The 14,861-nt window shown below is 64.8% G+C and carries 13 protein-coding genes; 2 read left to right on the forward strand and 11 right to left on the reverse strand.

The features are described from left to right. Positions 1-181 precede the first annotated feature (181 nt). Positions 182-700 (forward strand): hypothetical protein, encoded by a 519-nt coding sequence (locus tag ACP7A3_RS15270; RefSeq protein ID WP_231376781.1) that lies wholly within the window; start codon positions 182-184, stop codon positions 698-700. Positions 701-740: 40 nt separating this feature from the next. Here ACP7A3_RS15270 and ACP7A3_RS15275 read toward each other — a convergent pair whose 3' ends face one another. Next, positions 741-1,145, reverse strand: a complete 405-nt coding sequence (locus tag ACP7A3_RS15275) for a MerR family DNA-binding protein (RefSeq protein ID WP_101750172.1) — start codon at positions 1,143-1,145, stop codon at positions 741-743. A 72-nt stretch (positions 1,146-1,217) separates the two neighbouring features. Here ACP7A3_RS15275 and ACP7A3_RS15280 point away from each other — a divergent pair, with 72 nt between their 5' ends. Then, positions 1,218-1,985 carry a glutaredoxin family protein gene (locus tag ACP7A3_RS15280; protein ID WP_017980773.1) on the forward strand — a complete coding sequence of 256 codons (768 nt, stop codon included), beginning with the start codon at positions 1,218-1,220 and terminating at the stop codon, positions 1,983-1,985. Between the two features lie 21 nt (positions 1,986-2,006). On the opposite strand, the gene ACP7A3_RS15285 is transcribed toward ACP7A3_RS15280, so the two are convergent. From ACP7A3_RS15285 to ACP7A3_RS15330, 10 genes are all read right to left on the reverse strand, one after another. Next, positions 2,007-2,333 (reverse strand): copper-binding protein, encoded by a 327-nt coding sequence (locus ACP7A3_RS15285; RefSeq protein ID WP_017980774.1) that lies wholly within the window; start codon positions 2,331-2,333, stop codon positions 2,007-2,009. Beyond that, the gene (locus ACP7A3_RS15290; RefSeq protein WP_018251208.1) at positions 2,333-5,470 is read right to left on the reverse strand and encodes an efflux RND transporter permease subunit; all 3,138 of its coding nucleotides are present in this window, start codon (positions 5,468-5,470) and stop codon (positions 2,333-2,335) included. The genes ACP7A3_RS15285 and ACP7A3_RS15290 overlap by 1 nt, the downstream gene beginning before the upstream one ends. Then, positions 5,467-6,966: an efflux RND transporter periplasmic adaptor subunit gene (locus ACP7A3_RS15295; protein ID WP_018251209.1), complete on the reverse strand. Its 1,500-nt coding sequence runs from the start codon at positions 6,964-6,966 to the stop codon at positions 5,467-5,469. The genes ACP7A3_RS15290 and ACP7A3_RS15295 overlap by 4 nt, the downstream gene beginning before the upstream one ends. Then, on the reverse strand, positions 6,963-8,180 hold the full coding sequence (locus ACP7A3_RS15300; RefSeq protein ID WP_426256571.1) for a TolC family protein: 1,218 nt from the start codon (positions 8,178-8,180) through the stop codon (positions 6,963-6,965). Before ACP7A3_RS15300 ends, ACP7A3_RS15295 begins: the two co-directional genes overlap by 4 nt. A gap of 897 nt (positions 8,181-9,077) precedes the next feature. Beyond that, a complete protein-coding gene (locus ACP7A3_RS15305; RefSeq protein ID WP_017980778.1) occupies positions 9,078-9,530 on the reverse strand; it encodes a DUF411 domain-containing protein in 453 nt (150 codons plus the stop codon). A gap of 68 nt (positions 9,531-9,598) precedes the next feature. Further along, positions 9,599-9,964 (reverse strand): DUF305 domain-containing protein, encoded by a 366-nt coding sequence (locus ACP7A3_RS15310; protein WP_018251211.1) that lies wholly within the window; start codon positions 9,962-9,964, stop codon positions 9,599-9,601. Between the two features lie 160 nt (positions 9,965-10,124). Further along, positions 10,125-10,862 (reverse strand): PepSY domain-containing protein, encoded by a 738-nt coding sequence (locus ACP7A3_RS15315; protein ID WP_017980780.1) that lies wholly within the window; start codon positions 10,860-10,862, stop codon positions 10,125-10,127. A 25-nt stretch (positions 10,863-10,887) separates the two neighbouring features. Next, positions 10,888-11,472: a c-type cytochrome gene (locus tag ACP7A3_RS15320; protein ID WP_024310687.1), complete on the reverse strand. Its 585-nt coding sequence runs from the start codon at positions 11,470-11,472 to the stop codon at positions 10,888-10,890. Between the two features lie 15 nt (positions 11,473-11,487). Next, positions 11,488-12,780: a copper resistance protein B gene (locus ACP7A3_RS15325; protein WP_024310688.1), complete on the reverse strand. Its 1,293-nt coding sequence runs from the start codon at positions 12,778-12,780 to the stop codon at positions 11,488-11,490. After that, the gene (locus ACP7A3_RS15330; protein ID WP_018251213.1) at positions 12,777-14,810 is read right to left on the reverse strand and encodes a copper resistance system multicopper oxidase; all 2,034 of its coding nucleotides are present in this window, start codon (positions 14,808-14,810) and stop codon (positions 12,777-12,779) included. The genes ACP7A3_RS15325 and ACP7A3_RS15330 overlap by 4 nt, the downstream gene beginning before the upstream one ends. Between the last annotated feature and the right edge of the window lie 51 nt (positions 14,811-14,861).

Here is a 14,861-nt window from a genome sequence, read left to right on the forward strand (position 1 = left end):
ACCGTAGAACAGCGCGCCTTGCGCCACCTGCCGACCCATCATGTCCATACTCCCGCCGCCTGGCAGGAGTGAATCACGCCTTCCTCGTCGTCGCAAGCACGCGTTTTTCAACAGTCTCGAACGGTTTTGACACCATTCCTTGAGTAGCCAAGTCAGCTAATCGCTTAGTGACCTAGCCGTAATGGATAAGTTGAGTCACTGCTGTTTTCTGCTTTCGTTCTCCACGATACTGAATCATAGAATTGTTATGCCAATCGCGCGTGAACATCGCTGGCTCTACCCGATTGACTGGCGTGAACTATCTGCCTTCATCCGGTTTGGCCGCGCCAAAGGACGCTGCGAACATTGTCAGCGCCCGCATGGTCGTCATGTGCTGCATCTGGGCGATGGTGTTTGGTGGGATGAGGACATAAGCAGGTGGCGCAACGGGCAGGGCAGGTGCGTTCGCCGCCTGCCGCCGCCCGACGCCCTCTTATGCGCGCAACCTGGCTTCGTCGGCATTGATCCACCTTCACAAGTGCGGATCACGCGCGTGGTTCTTGCTAGCGCGCATCTGAACCATGATCCGAGCGATAACCGACCACGCAACCTCGCTGCACTCTGCCAGCGGTGCCACATGCGCCACGACGCCAGCGAGCATCGCCGACGTCGGTGGATCAACGCCTTCCGTATGCGTGCGATCGGCGATCTATTTGCCTGATCCGAAATCTCCTGCTGACCGCCTGGGAGCTAATCAAAGATCACTCAGTCGGTGAATCGAACGCTGTCAGGATTGGGCACGGCCCTGCCGATCCCGAGCCGCACTCGCTGGCAAGCCGACGCAGCGAAGCACGCGCCTGTTCAAGCTCGGCGATCTTCGCATCCAGCGCCGCCATCTGCTCATGGGCGAGCTGGCGCGCACGCGCGCGATCGTCGGTCGCATCCAGCGCCAGAAGCTCACCGATCTGCTCGAGCGTGAAACCGGCTGCCTGCGCCGAGCGGATGAAGCGAAGGCGGCGGGCGTCATCGGTGCCGTAGCGCCGGATGCCGCCTCCGGCGCCAGCCCCGGTCGGCCGGTCTGGCTCGTCCAGCAAACCGCGACGCTGATAGTAGCGCACCGTTTCGACGCCGACGCCGCCCTCGCGCGCGAGCGCCGCGATCGTCATGCCGGTCATGCCTTGACTCCGTACTATGGTACGGACCCTATATAGGCGGGGCGAGGATATTGGAGAAGCGGCATGGCGAGCGCCCCCGCCAAACAGGCGACGATCTACCGGATGGTGATGCCGGAACATACCTGCCCTTTCGGGCTGAAGGCGAAGGATCTTCTGCGCCGGGAAGGCTATGCGGTCGATGACCATTGGCTGATGACGCGGGAAGAAACCGACGCTTTCAAGGCGAAGCACGGCGTCAAGACGACCCCGCAGATCTTTATCGCCGGGGAGCGGGTCGGCGGCTATGACGATCTGCGCCGCTTCTTCGGCAAGATGGTCCGCGACCCCAAGGCCGTCACCTATCGCCCGGTGATTGCCGTGTTCGCGATGACGGCGCTGATGGCGCTCGCCGCCAGCTATGCGGTACTCGGCACGCCCTTCACGGTGCGGGCGGGTGAATGGTTCATCGCGTTCTCGATGTGCGCTCTGGCGATGCTCAAGCTCCAGAACGTCGAGAGCTTCTCGAGCATGTTCCTCAACTACGATCTGCTCGCGAAGCGCTGGGTGCCCTATTCCTATGTCTATCCCTACGCGGAAGGAGCGGCGGGCGTCCTGATGGCAGCCGGCGCGTTGACCTGGCTGTCGGTGCCCGTCGCGCTCGTTATCGGTACGATCGGCGCGGTGTCGGTGTTCAAGGCCGTCTACATCGACAAGCGTGAGCTGAAATGCGCGTGCGTGGGCGGGGACAGCAACGTGCCGCTCGGCTTCATCTCGCTCACCGAAAACCTGATGATGGTCGCGATGGCGCTGTGGATGATCGCTGCGCCGCCCGTGCTGGCGATGGCGCACTGACGCGAAGGTCGGCACGCGTCGTCAATGCGGGCTGATCGCCGTAACTTCTGCCGTCATACCCTTCGCCTTGGCGGTGAATGCGACCCGCTGCCCCGACCGCAGTCCCTTGAGCAGGGTCGGGGGGGATGCCCGGAAGGTCATCGTCATTGCGGGCCAGCCGATCGTCGGGATCGGGCCGTGCTTGATGGTTACGGTTCCACCTTTCGCGTCGACGGCAGTGATCGTCCCCGATCCGCTGCCGGATTTTACAGCCGATGCAGCCGGCCTGCTGCCTTGAGCAAGAGCGCTCGCTGCGATCGGCGTGACTAGTAGCATGAATGCGGCGCGCATGGAGAAAGTGGCTTTCATCAGATCTTCCTTTCGGGGCGGGTTGAAGCTCGCCGCCGCAAGAGCAAGTAGGCGGCTGGCAGGATGAACATGGAGAGGAAAGGGGCGGTCAGCATTCCACCGATCATCGGCGCGGCGATCCGGCTCATCACCTCCGATCCGGCGCCATGCCCGATCAGCACGGGGAACAGCCCGGCGACGATGACAGCGACGGTCATCGCCTTGGGACGTACCCGCAACAGCGCGCCCTCCCTGATCGCTTCCGATACTTGCTCGCCCGACGGTGACGGCCCGCGCTCGGCCAATGCGTGTTTCAGGTAGATCAGCATGACGACGCCGAACTCCGCCGACACGCCGGCGAGCGCGATGAACCCGACACCTGTGGCGACCGATTGCGCATAGCCGAGCAGCCATAATGTCCAGATGCCGCCGGTCAGCGCGAAGGGCAGTGTGCCCATGATAAGCGCCGCCTCGTCGAGGCGACCGAAGGTAAGGTAGAGGAGAAGGAAGATGATCGCGAGTGTCGCCGGCACGACGAGCATCAACCGAGCCTCGGCACGCTGCAGATACTCGAATTGTCCGGAATAGGCGATCGAGACGCCGGGGCTGAGCCGAACATCTTTGCCAACAGCACGGCGCAGATCGGCGACCGTGGAGGCCAGGTCGCGCCCGCGCACGTCGACATAGACCCATGTCGAGAGTCGACCATTTTCCGTCTTGAGCATCGGTGGACCTTCCGCGATCGACACGGATGCGACGGTGCCGAGTGTGATCTGCTGACCCGATGCGGTGACGATTGGGAGAGTTCGCAGTCCCTCCAGACTGTCACGCAGCTCGCGGGGGTAGCGGACGCTGATCGGGTAGCGGGCAAGGCCCTCCACCGTCTGGCCGATCGTCTCGCCGCCGATCGCGCCGGACACAATCTCCTGCACATCGGCGATGTTGAGACCGTAGCGCCCCGCGGTCACCCGATCGATATCGACATCGACATAGCGGCCTCCGGTCAACCGTTCTGCCAATGCCGAGCTGACGCCCGGCACGGTCCTGGCGACACGTTCGATGCTGCCGGCGATGCGGTCCAGCTCGGAGAGGTTGGACCCCGACACTTTCACCCCGATGGGACTCTTGATGCCGGTCGCGAGCATATCGATCCGATTGCGGATCGGAGGCACCCATACGTTCGTGAGGCCGGGCACGCGCACTGTGCGGTCCAGCTCCTCCACCAGCTTTGCCGGCGTCATCCCCGCGCGCCATTGATCGCGCGGCTTGAATTGGATGGTCGTCTCGAACATCTCGAGCGGTGCCGGGTCGGTCGCGGTCTCGGCGCGCCCGGCTTTGCCGAACACGGTTTTGACCTCGGGAACGGTTTTTATCAGCCGGTCTGTGCGCTGGAGCAGGGCCGAGGCGCTCGCGGCCGAAAGGCCGGGAAGCGCGGACGGCATGTAGAGCAGATCGCCCTCATCCATCGTCGGGATGAACTCGCCACCCAATCGGGTCAGCGGCCATGCCGTCGTCGCCAGTACCAGGGCGGCGATGCCGATCGCCGCCCAAGGCCGCGCCAACACGCGGTCGAGCGCCGGGCGATAGGCACGGGTGAGCACGCGGTTGATAATGTTGTCGTTCTCGGCCGGAATGCGTCCCCGGATCAGCCATCCCATCAGGACCGGCACGAGCGTTACCGACAGGATCGCCGCTGCCGCCATCGCATAGCTCTTGGTGAAGGCGAGCGGGGCGAACAGCCGTCCCTCCTGCGCTTCGAGCGTGAACACCGGCACGAACGACAGCGTGATGATGACGAGGCTGAAGAACAGCGCCGGCCCGACCTCGGCCGCGGCCTCGGTGATGACGCGCCAGCGTTCCTCGCCCGCCAGTGCCACGCCCGGATGGTCGTGTTCCCATCGCTCGATCCGCTTGTGCGCGTTCTCGATCATCACGATCGCGGCATCGACCATCGCGCCGATCGCGATGGCGATACCGCCCAAAGACATGATGTTGGCGTTCACCCCCTGCACACGCATGACGAGCAAGGCCGCGAGCACCCCCAGAGGCAAGGTGACGATCGCGACCAGCGCAGACCGGACATGCCACAGAAACAACCCGCAGATGATCGCGACGACGACGAACTCCTCGATCAGCTTGCCCGTCAAATTCTCCACCGCGCGGTCGATCAATTGCGAGCGGTCATAGGTGGTGACGATCTCGACGCCGGGGGGAAGGCTCGCTTTCAGTTCCGCGAGCTTGGCCTTGACGGCTTCGATCGTCTGCCGTGCATTCTTGCCCTGACGCAGGATGACGACTCCGCCCGCGACCTCGCCTTCGCCGTTCAGCTCGGCGATGCCGCGGCGCATCTCGGGGCCGATCTGGATCGACGCGACGTCGCCCAAGGTAACGGGGACGCCGGCACCGGCGACCTTGAGCGGGATCGCGCGGAAATCGTCGACGGTGCGCAAGTAACCTGACGCGCGCACCATATATTCGGCTTCGCCCAGCTCGAGGACGGACCCGCCGGCCTCCTGATTGGCGCGGCGAATGGCATCGACGGCCTGAGTGTGCGTGACACCGAATGCGGCGAGCCGCGTCGGGTCGAGCAGCACCTGATATTGCTTCACCATTCCGCCGATGCTCGCCACCTCCGCAACGCCGGGCAGCGTTTTCAGTTCATAACGTAGGAACCAGTCCTGCAAGGATCGGAGCTGCGACAGGTCACGGCGGCCGGTGCGGTCCAACAGCGTGTATTCATAGACCCAGCCGACCCCCGTCGCATCAGGACCCAGCGCGGCCTGCGCGCCTTGGGGAAGCCGTCCCTGCACCTGGCTCAGATACTCCAGCACGCGTGAGCGCGCCCAATAGAGGTCGGTCCCATCCTCGAAGAGGACATAGACGTAGCTGTCGCCGAAGAACGAATAGCCGCGCACGGTTTTCGCGCCAGGCACGGACAGCATCGTCGTGGTGAGCGGATACGTCACCTGGTTCTCGACGATCTGCGGGGCTTGGCCCGGCCAGCTCGTGCGGATGATGACCTGCGTGTCGGACAGGTCGGGGAGCGCATCGACGGGGGTGGCACGCATTGCGAACACCCCGGCCATGGCGAGCGCGATGGCCGCCAGGACGACGAGGAAGCGGTTCGCGACCGACCAGCGGATGATCGCGGCAATCATCGCCCAGCCTCGCGCGTCATGCGGCGCAGCGTTGGACCATCGGCGGGTTGATCAAAGCCGAACCGCACCCGCTCACCCTTGCGATACCCACGCACCAACGCGGGATCGGCGACGCGGAACGTCATTGTCATGGCCGGCCAGCCGATCGCCGGAACGGGCTGATGGGACAGGGTGACGGAACTGCGATCGATCGCCTCGATGCTGCCGACCGTCTCGTAGATCGACGCGGTGGGTTTCACGGCCGGCTTTGTTGCGGGTGACGCTTCGACACCAATCGGACGCGCATCGAGGCCAGCGAGGCTCGCTTCGGAGTCGATCAGGAACTGGCCCGACGCGACAACCTTCTCACCCTCGGTCAGGCCGGCGACTATCTCGGTTTTGCCGCCGCCTTCTGCGCCAGTGCGAACCTCGGCGGGTCGAAAGCGTCCACCCGGCCCTGCCAACATGACGAGTGTGCGCCGGCCGGTCCGGATCACGGCCTCACTCGGAACAAGGAGTGCATCGCGGCTCCCCTGGTCGAGCGCCACGCTGGCGAACATACCGGGGCGCAACCGGCCGGCACGGTTGGGGAGCTCGACGCGGATTGTGAGCGTGCGGCTCGCTGCCTCGGCCTGGGGCAGGATCGCAGCGATGCGGCCCCTGAAGCTTTCGCCCGGGAAAGCCGCCAGCGTGGCGATGACGGGCGTGCCGATCCGCAGGTTTCCTGCGAGGGCCTCAGGGACAGCCGCGTTCAGCCACACGGTGGCGAGGCCGTTCACCTCCGCCAGTGTCTGTCCTTGCGCGACCGTCATCCCCTGTCGGACGCCGAGCGTCTTGATGACGCCCCCCACGGGCGTGCTGATCGTCGTCACACCTTGCGGTCGGCCGCGCCACTCCGCCGATGCAATCGATCCGGCGGGCATCCCGAGAAGCAACAGGCGCTCTCGTGCCGCCCGCGTGAGCCCGGCATCCCCGGTGCGGCGCACGGCGAGATACTCCGCCTGCGCGCCCGCCCATTCGGGCACAAGGATATCGGCGAGCGGGGCGCCTGCCGGCACGACATCGCCTGGCGCGCGCGCATAGACGCGCTGAACGAAGCCGCCGCTGCGTGCCTGCACGACCGCAACGTTGCGGTCATTGAACTCGATGCTGCCGGTTGCCGAGGCCGAGTTTGACAACGATCCGCGTTCGACCGTGACGATCCGCGCGCCGACCCGCTGGAGGCTGGCCGGATCGATCGCTACGCCCGGTGCGGCGCTACCGCCTGCGCCCTCGTCGGCATAGCGGGGGATCAGTTTCATCCCCATCGACGAGAGACCCGGGCCGTCGTGCCGCTCCCCCGGGATCATCGGATCATACCAGTAGAGGATCTTCTTCTGCGGGGCTGGGGATGCCGTTTGATCGGCAGCCGAGGACGTGCCAAGTTTCGCGAGCCCGAAGCCCACGCCCCCTGCGACCAGCACCAGCGCGCTTACCGCGGTGACAAGGCGGGCGCGGGTAATGGTAGTGTCGCTCATCGATCGGCGCTCCCGAAGGTAATGGTGAGGCGGACAGAGTCTGCGGCGACGAGCGCCTCACGGTCGAGCACGGTCAGCTCGGCGTCGGCGAGCGCGGTCTTGGCTTCGATGGCATCCGCAAGACTCGCGCGACCGGCAGAGTAGCTCGCTATCTCCAGATCGGCTCGCTTCCGAGCGAGCGGAAGGAGCACGTCGCGCGCGCGCTGCCATTGGCTGTGATGCATTTGGTGGTCCGCCAGCGCGGCCTCCAGATCGACTGCCAATGTGCGCCGGGTTTCTTCGCGCGCGGCCTCGGCCTGCGCCTGTGCGGATTTGCGGGCTTCGATGCGCGGGTTCTGACGCGATCGAGCGAACAGCGGCAGGCTCATCGAAACTCCCGCCGACACCATGTCGCCATACCGGGGGTCACGGCGTTGATAAGCTACCTCTACCCCCCAATCGGGTCGCTTCTCCGCTCGCGCCGCATCCACGTCGGCCTGGGCGCGCTGAATACCGGCCTCGGCGAGAACCATGTCGGAGTGAAGGCTGAGCGCGTCCCGCAGCCGCGCCGGAGCCAGATCGATCGCGGGCATATCGCCGGCAATCTCGGGCGCCGATACGCCGGTCCAGCGAGCCAGCATCGCGCGGGCGCGCGCAACGGCGGCCATCAACTCGTCGCGGCGGTCGTCGAGTGCCGCGATCTCCTGATCGGTCGTCAGTGTCTGACCAGGGCGGACCGAACCGGTCGTCACGGCGGCCCGCGCAGCGGAAGGGAGAGATCGAAGGAATAGCAGAACGGTGTCGAGGGCAGCTAGTCGACGCTCGGCATAAGCAAGGTCGATCCATGCCTGCCCCGCTCCCAATCGCACCTCCCGGAGCTTGGTCGCTTGCGATGCTTCTGCCGTTGCGATCACGGCGCGTGCCTGCGCTTGCGCGGCATGACGCTTGGCAAGGTTGGGTAGGTCCTGTTGGAAACCGACACGCCCCATCGTCATGTCGTCTCTGGATAGGGAGAAGGCGGGTGGCCCAGAGACAGGATAATTCTCGATTCCGATCGACACACGGGGGTCCGGAAGGCTTCCCGCCGCACGTGCATCGGCTTGGGCGGCGCTGACCCCCGCGCGACCGGCAACCGCTCCCGGGGCGTTGGCAACCGCATCGCGCAGCGCTTGGTCATAGGTAAGTGTCTGCGCGTGCGCGGCGCTCGTCGTGAGCGCGGCGACCGCGAGCATCATGGATGCGCGCATCCCTCTAGTCCCTTCATGTCATAATGATGGCCGGGCTCCAAATGGTTGATCGGAGCCCGGCACCTGTTCAGGCTCGCCAGCTTAAGTTGACTGGCCGCCCTTCATTGACATGCAGGCGTCGCGACCGCGTTCCATCATCGGGCACACGCAGGCGCTCGACTGGGGAACGTCCGTAACCCATACGCGACGTGGGGCTTGAAGCGGCGCCCGCGGGCCCGGCTGGTAATTGGAACGCCACTCCCAATGACCATTGCTTTTATTTTCAGATGTGGCCGCCGTCGCTGCCGACGCGGCGAGGCTAGCGGCAAATACCGCCAAGATGAACGTTTTCATGTCACTTTCCAATTTGATCGAGATTTAAAATCGGCAGAGCCGCAACCGGCGAACGGCTGCAGCCTGACACGGCTTGACTCGATCAAACGGTAGGCGGTTCGGGCTCGGGAGCGACGTTGAGGCCGGCAAGTGCCCGGCTGGCAGGCCAGATAACGATTTGAGATGCGATCGAGCGCTTCAGCACTCTTGCCGGCTCCTCAAACGTCATGGGAACAACGCATCCCATTTGGGCGATACACGCCAGCGTCAGTCCTTTGCATGGGTGTTCCGATGACGGATCCGGGGTCGCCATACCCGCGCAATCCATGCGGGATGGGGTGACATGGCTCATCGCCATCTTGGGTGAGAGCGATGGGCCGGCCGCATACGCAATTCCTTGGCCCAAAAGGCCAAGCAACGCTCCAACAAGAAGCAAGAGAGAAAGACGAGCTTTCAACACCCGGATACTATCCCAATTGTCAACGCCGAGGTCAATACGGGTGGTTTGCCGGGTGCCGTAGTGCCGGCATGAAGCGCCGGGGAAGATTTGCCGCTCACAAGACAACTTGTCGTTTAGGCGCCGTGGCTAGCAAAGACACGCCGGCCAGCGGCACCGAACGCAATGACGTCATAGGGCTGGGTTCTCATGCCGGGCACCTCCATGCCCGGTGAGCCCATCGGCATTCCGGCCACGGCCAAGCCGCGCACGCCTTTAGGATGCTGGGCCAGCGCGCGCTTCATGTCCGCGATCGGGACATGTCCCTCAAACGCCATGCCGTCGATGATCGCGGTATGGCAGGACGCGAGGTCAGCGGGCAGGCCGATCTTACGCTGCAGCACCTCACGGCGATCATCGTCGATGATCTGGACCTTGCGGCCGAACTGCTGACGCACCTGCGCCGCCCATTTCTCGCAACAGCCGCAACCCGGATCGCGGTGCATGGCGATGTCGGCCGCGGCCGATGCGACCGCTGGGATGGTCATTAGCAAGGCGGCGACGGCGCCACGAACACCATTCTTCATCATCAGCTCCTAAAAGGAAATCCCCGCCCTGCCGGGGGGTAGGGGGATCGACAGGGCGGGGCAGCGCTCCCTTATTGCGGGCGCTTGCCGTGCTTGCTGAGCCACGCCTGCAGCTCGGCAATATCCTTTTCCTGTTTCGTGATCGTCATCTGCGCCATGCGCTTGGTCTCGGCGTCGCGCGCGTCACGCACCGCAACGCGCGACATGGCGATGGCGCCTCGGTGATGCTCGATCATCTTGCGCGTCCACATTTCGGCCGCGTCGCCCTGCTTGGCCGCCATCATCTTCTGATGCATGTCCATCTCGGCCTGGCCGTAGGGATTGCCGGCCATCATGCCCGCCATGTCGTCGTGGTTCATGCCGGCCATCTGACCGTGGTTCATGCCCTGCATTCCGCCGCTCTGCTGCGCGAGGGCGGGCGTGGCGAGCAGCGCCAAAGCTGCGAATGTTGGTGCGAAGCGCATTATTGATCTCCCTGGGTTCTAAGACTTCTACGCGTGCGAGGCGGCTATCCCTCACCCGGGGTGCTAGAACGCGCGAGAAATTGTCAGGAAACAGGACTTTATTTCCGAGGGCTACGCTCCTGAGCCGCGTATATTATGCCTCGATCACGATGTTGCGACGCCGCGTTTTGGGCCATCGCATGTAGAGAAGCACTGCCCCCCCTAACCAAAGCGCAAGCCCACCGATCGCGAAGGCGAGCAGCCAGGGCGTGTTGAAGTTCTCGTGATTCGTCCAATCCATGATGTGAAGGCCCCAGAAGAAGTCGTAGAGCCGCCAAGTGCCGGTTCGGACAGCCGAGATCCGACCGGTGTCGGCCGCGACAAAGACGCGGGTGGAATCGAGGTCGGCGAACGCGACGCGCCAGGCGGGGAGCGTGCCGCGATATTCGGGGCTGGCGCGCTCGATCCGCTCTACCTTCGCCGCTGGTCGAGCACCGCCACGCCATGCCAAACGCGCGATCTCCTCGGCCTCACGAGCCGTTGGTGCTGGCAGCGCTTGGCCCGTCGCGGCGTCGAACAGGCGCGTTCCCTTGGCTGTCGCGACCTCGGCGACCGGGCGGCCAAGCCACATGCGATAGGTGATGGCCTCGATGGGCGCATCTGCTGCGCCTACGATCGCCGATGGTGGGGCGAACGTGCTGCCGCGGGGAAGGGGCGCCGCGGCTTTGCGGTCAACGAGGTGATCGCCATGCACCCGATCGATCGGCAGGAAGCTCATCAGGGCGCCGCTTGCGAACCATAGCAGGAGCTGCGCGCCGATGATGATCGCGAGCCATTTGTGCGTGCGGCTCGCGAGTAGATGCAGCCTCAGTTTCGCGCTTTTCAGAACCACTCCTCCCTCAACCTCGTCGCCGGGGTCACTTCATACCCGGCATGTCCTTCATCATCTCGTCGTGATCGGCCGGGGCGCTCGCGACCAGTGCCTTATACTGTTCGGGCGTCATGCCGGGGAGCTTGCGGACGAACGCGACCATATTCCAAATTAGGGGGTCGGGATGCGTCTTGCCCCATGCCGGCATGGCGCTGAGCTTCACCCCGTGCTTGATGATCCAGAATTGCTGGGCGGGGGTGAGATCTTGAGCGCGCGCGAGTTCCGGCGCCTGTGGATAGAGGCCCTGGCTCATCTCGGATTTCTCGACGCCGGGGCCGAGATGGCAACCGGAACACATTTCTCCGTAAAGGCCCGCGCCGACTGACACGCGCTGCGCCGATGCCAGATCGGCCGGGGGTGTTATGCCGCGCGCGCGTGCCTCAATCGACCGATCGCGCAGGCGTTCGAGCATTGAATAGACCGCCGGCGTGTGCGGTTCGTCGGCCGCGATGTTATACACGCCAAGGTAGATAAACGCGGCTGCGCCCAGCGCCAGGACGATCGCCAGGGCGCCTACGAACGGCAGGCTCGGGAAGTGCTGCCTTATCGAGCGCCTGCCGTCTTGAGCCATCTGTTCCTCCATCGATCAGAACCAGACACGAACGCCGGCGACGATGCTCTTGGACGTTGCGCGATCCCCATCGGCGCGCGCGTAGCGGGCGGTGTCGCCGAAGCGGCGATCCCATGACACGCCGACATAGGGGGCGAACTCGCGCCGGATCTCATAACGCAGCCGCAATCCAAGCTCGGCGTTGGATAGGCCCGATCCGATCCGGTTTTCCGGCACGTCCTGCGCAGCGAAATTGAGCTCGGCGCGCGGTTGCAGGATCAGCCGCTGGGTGATGCGCTGGTCGTAATAGCCCTCAAGCCGCCCTAGCAGGTCGCCCTTGTTGGACAGGAATACCGCGCCCTCTAGCTCGAAGAAGCCCGGTGCCAGCCCCTCCAGCCCGACGGTCGCATAGGTGCGTTTCGGGGACGGCCCCAAATCCTGGCGGACACCCGCTTGTAGATTGAAATAAGGGCCAATGGTCCGGCTATAGAGCGCCTGCACCTCGGCGCTCTCGATGCCCTCGCGGAAGGCTCCCTCGCCCTCAGACTTGATGAAGAGGCGGTTGATGTCACCCCCGAACCACGCCTCGCCATCCCAGCGATAGCCGTCACGACCGTTGCGGAATTGATACTCAGCGAGGTTCAATAGCACCTGGCTGAAGTTTTGACCGCCGTGATGCTGCTGAAGGTGATGGCGACCCATCGCCATCGCGTCCGCGCCGTAAACGCTGTCGGCCGCATGGTCGGTCGGCAGGGGCGGGGCGGGGGCGTTTCCTGCGGGAAGCGCGGTGCCAGTCTGCTGCACCCCATCGGCCGCCATGCCTGGCATTCCGGCCATTCCCGACATGCCCTGCATGTCGTGGCCGCTGTGCTGGTCGGCTGGCATGGTCATCCCCGGCATCGCCGAATGGTCCATGCCCTGCATCGGCTGCTGGGAGCCCTGAGGGACCGTTTGGCCGTTTCCGGGCATCTGCATCCCCGGCATGGCTTCCATGCCCTGCTGTGAGCCTTGCGGAGCCGCATGGTCCATGCCGGGCATAGACGAGTGATCCATGCCCGGCATGGTCCCGTGATCCATACCATTCATGCCGGCCGTTGGCGCGGCGCGGCGTTTCGTCGTCGAAGCTGATGGTCGCCTCGCAGGAGCTGACCTAGTCTTGGCCGGCTTGCCTTTGGCCGTGGGCTTCACCACCGGCTTCTTTTTCGCAGGCATCGGCATGGTCATGCCCGGCATTGCCGAATGATCCATGCCCTGCATCGACTGAGCGGCGACAGGACCGGCGATGCCGAGCATGGTGGTGGCGGCGAGCGCCGCGGTCAGCCGGTTCATGCCGCCTCTCCCGCGAACGGGCGAACGGTGACGACGCGCATCATGCCTGCGGTCATGTGGTAGAGATTGTGACAGTGGAACGCCCAATCGCCGGGTGCATCGGCGGTCAGATCAAAGGTCATCTTGCCTCCAGGCGGCACGTTGACGGTGTGCTTGCGCGGCGCATGATTGCCGTGCCCCGTCACCAGCTCGAAGAAATGGCCGTGGAGATGGATGGGGTGCGGCATCATCGTATCGTTGACCAACGTCACCCGCGCCCGCTCGCCTTTGCGGAACGGGATGGGGTCGGCGGGATCGCTCAGCTTCTGCCCGTCGAAGCCCCACATGTAGCGCTCCATGTTACCGGTCAGATGGATCTCGAACTGACGCGACGGCGCGCGCACGTCGGGGTTGGGCGCGAGCGAAACGAGGTCGCGATAGGTGAGGACGCGGTGATCCAGGCCCTCCAGACCCTGGGGCGGTTCACCGCTACGGTCCTTCGGCATCGGGGAGATGGTCTGCACGCCCGGCCCCATCTTCACGCCCGGCGCATTCTTCGGGTCGCGCATGTTCATGTTCATGCCGCCACCCGACCCGTGGTCCATCCCGGCCATGCCGCCAGCCTGGCCCGATCCGCCCGACATGGCACTATGGTCCATGCCGGCCATGCCAGCACCGCCCGCTGCCATTTGGCTATGGTCCATCCCGGGCATTACAGCGCCGCCCATCTGGCTGTGGTCCATGCCCGACATGCCGGACATGCCCGCCATCGCTGCGCCTGCCGCGACCGTCCCGTGATCGGTCGGCCCCTTCCAGCCCGTCAGCTTCCAAAGATTGCGCGAGGCGTTCTGCATCAAGGTGGGGTCCGGCCCGCGCGTGGCGACCGGGCTCTCGTCCTTCATGCCGGACATGCCCTGCATCCCGCCCATGCTCCCCATGTCCATGCCCATATCGGTCATGGTCAGCAGCGTGCGCGGACGAAGCGGCGGGACCGGGGCGACCATCCCCTCACGCGGGGCGAGCGTCGCCCGGCCCATGCCGGAGCGATCGATAGCCTCGGAGACGAAGCTGTAGGCCCGGTCCTCGGGCGTCACGATCACGTCGAACGTCTCGGCAACGCCGATCTGGAACTCGTCGATCTTCACCGGACGGACATTCTGCCCATCGGCCTGCACGACGGTCATCGGCAGGTCGGGGATGCGGACGTTGAAGTTGGTCTGCGCCGCGGCGTTGATGATCCGCAAGCGGACCCGCTCGCCCGGCTTGAACAGCCCCGTCCAGTTGTCATACGGCCCGTAGCCGTTGACCAGGAAGGTATAGGTCGAGCCGGTGACGTCGGCGATGTCGGCGGGGTCCATTCGCATCTTTCCCCACTCGATCCGGTCCTTGAGCGGCATTTCCCGACCCGCGAGCAAGCCCGCGAGGGTCGGCCGCTGATAGTTGAAATAGGCGCCGCCCATCTGCTTCAGCTTCCGGAAAATCTGCTCGCCGGTCATCTGGCTGTGGTCGGACAGCACGATCACATGCTCGCGGTCGAACGCGATCGGATCGGCACCGGCCGGGTCGATCACGATCGGCCCGTAAAGTCCGCCCTGCTCCTGCTCGCCGGAATGGCTGTGATACCAGTAGGTGCCCGACTGGATGATCGGGAACTCGTAGATGAAGGTCGAGCGCGCCTTGATGCCGGGGAAGCTGATGCCGGGCACGCCGTCCATCGCGAACGGCACGAGCAGCCCATGCCAGTGGATCGAACTGTCCTCGTCGAGATTGTTGGTGACGGAGAGGCGGACCTTTTGCCCCTCCTTCAAGCGAATGAGAGGGGCCGGCACCGTGCCGTTGACGCCGATTGCGGGCGTCGACTTGCCGTCGACGGGAAGTCTGAAACTGTCGATCGTCAGCGCGATGTCAGTGCCCGAGACGGTCGGCAGCGGTTTGACGATCCCGCCCGAGACAGGCTGCGCCCACGCGGGCATATAGGCGGTCAGCGCCATGCCACCGCCAGCAAGGGCGGCGCCGCGAAGCATCTGGCGGCGATCGATAGTGCGGCTCATACGGTCCTCAAGGCTCTCGAACGGGAGTGTCCCTCTAGCCTTGATACGCAG

The organism is Sphingomonas sp. DC5200-1 (genome assembly GCF_049897245.1).
GTDB classification, from domain to species: Bacteria; Pseudomonadota; Alphaproteobacteria; order Sphingomonadales; family Sphingomonadaceae; genus Sphingomonas; species Sphingomonas aquatilis.

Coding starts and splice junctions, on each gene's coding strand:
- ACP7A3_RS15270 (WP_231376781.1), top strand. CDS start 182: ATGGATAAGTTGAGTCACTGCTGTTTTCTGCTTTCGTTCTCCACGATA.
- ACP7A3_RS15275 (WP_101750172.1), bottom strand. CDS start 1,145: ATGACGATCGCGGCGCTCGCGCGCGAGGGCGGCGTCGGCGTCGAAACG.
- ACP7A3_RS15280 (WP_017980773.1), top strand. CDS start 1,218: ATGGCGAGCGCCCCCGCCAAACAGGCGACGATCTACCGGATGGTGATG.
- ACP7A3_RS15285 (WP_017980774.1), bottom strand. CDS start 2,333: ATGAAAGCCACTTTCTCCATGCGCGCCGCATTCATGCTACTAGTCACG.
- ACP7A3_RS15290 (WP_018251208.1), bottom strand. CDS start 5,470: ATGATTGCCGCGATCATCCGCTGGTCGGTCGCGAACCGCTTCCTCGTC.
- ACP7A3_RS15295 (WP_018251209.1), bottom strand. CDS start 6,966: ATGAGCGACACTACCATTACCCGCGCCCGCCTTGTCACCGCGGTAAGC.
- ACP7A3_RS15300 (WP_426256571.1), bottom strand. CDS start 8,180: ATGATGCTCGCGGTCGCCGCGCTCACGACGAGCGCCGCGCACGCGCAG.
- ACP7A3_RS15305 (WP_017980778.1), bottom strand. CDS start 9,530: ATGATGAAGAATGGTGTTCGTGGCGCCGTCGCCGCCTTGCTAATGACC.
- ACP7A3_RS15320 (WP_024310687.1), bottom strand. CDS start 11,472: ATGGCTCAAGACGGCAGGCGCTCGATAAGGCAGCACTTCCCGAGCCTG.
- ACP7A3_RS15325 (WP_024310688.1), bottom strand. CDS start 12,780: ATGAACCGGCTGACCGCGGCGCTCGCCGCCACCACCATGCTCGGCATC.
- ACP7A3_RS15330 (WP_018251213.1), bottom strand. CDS start 14,810: ATGAGCCGCACTATCGATCGCCGCCAGATGCTTCGCGGCGCCGCCCTT.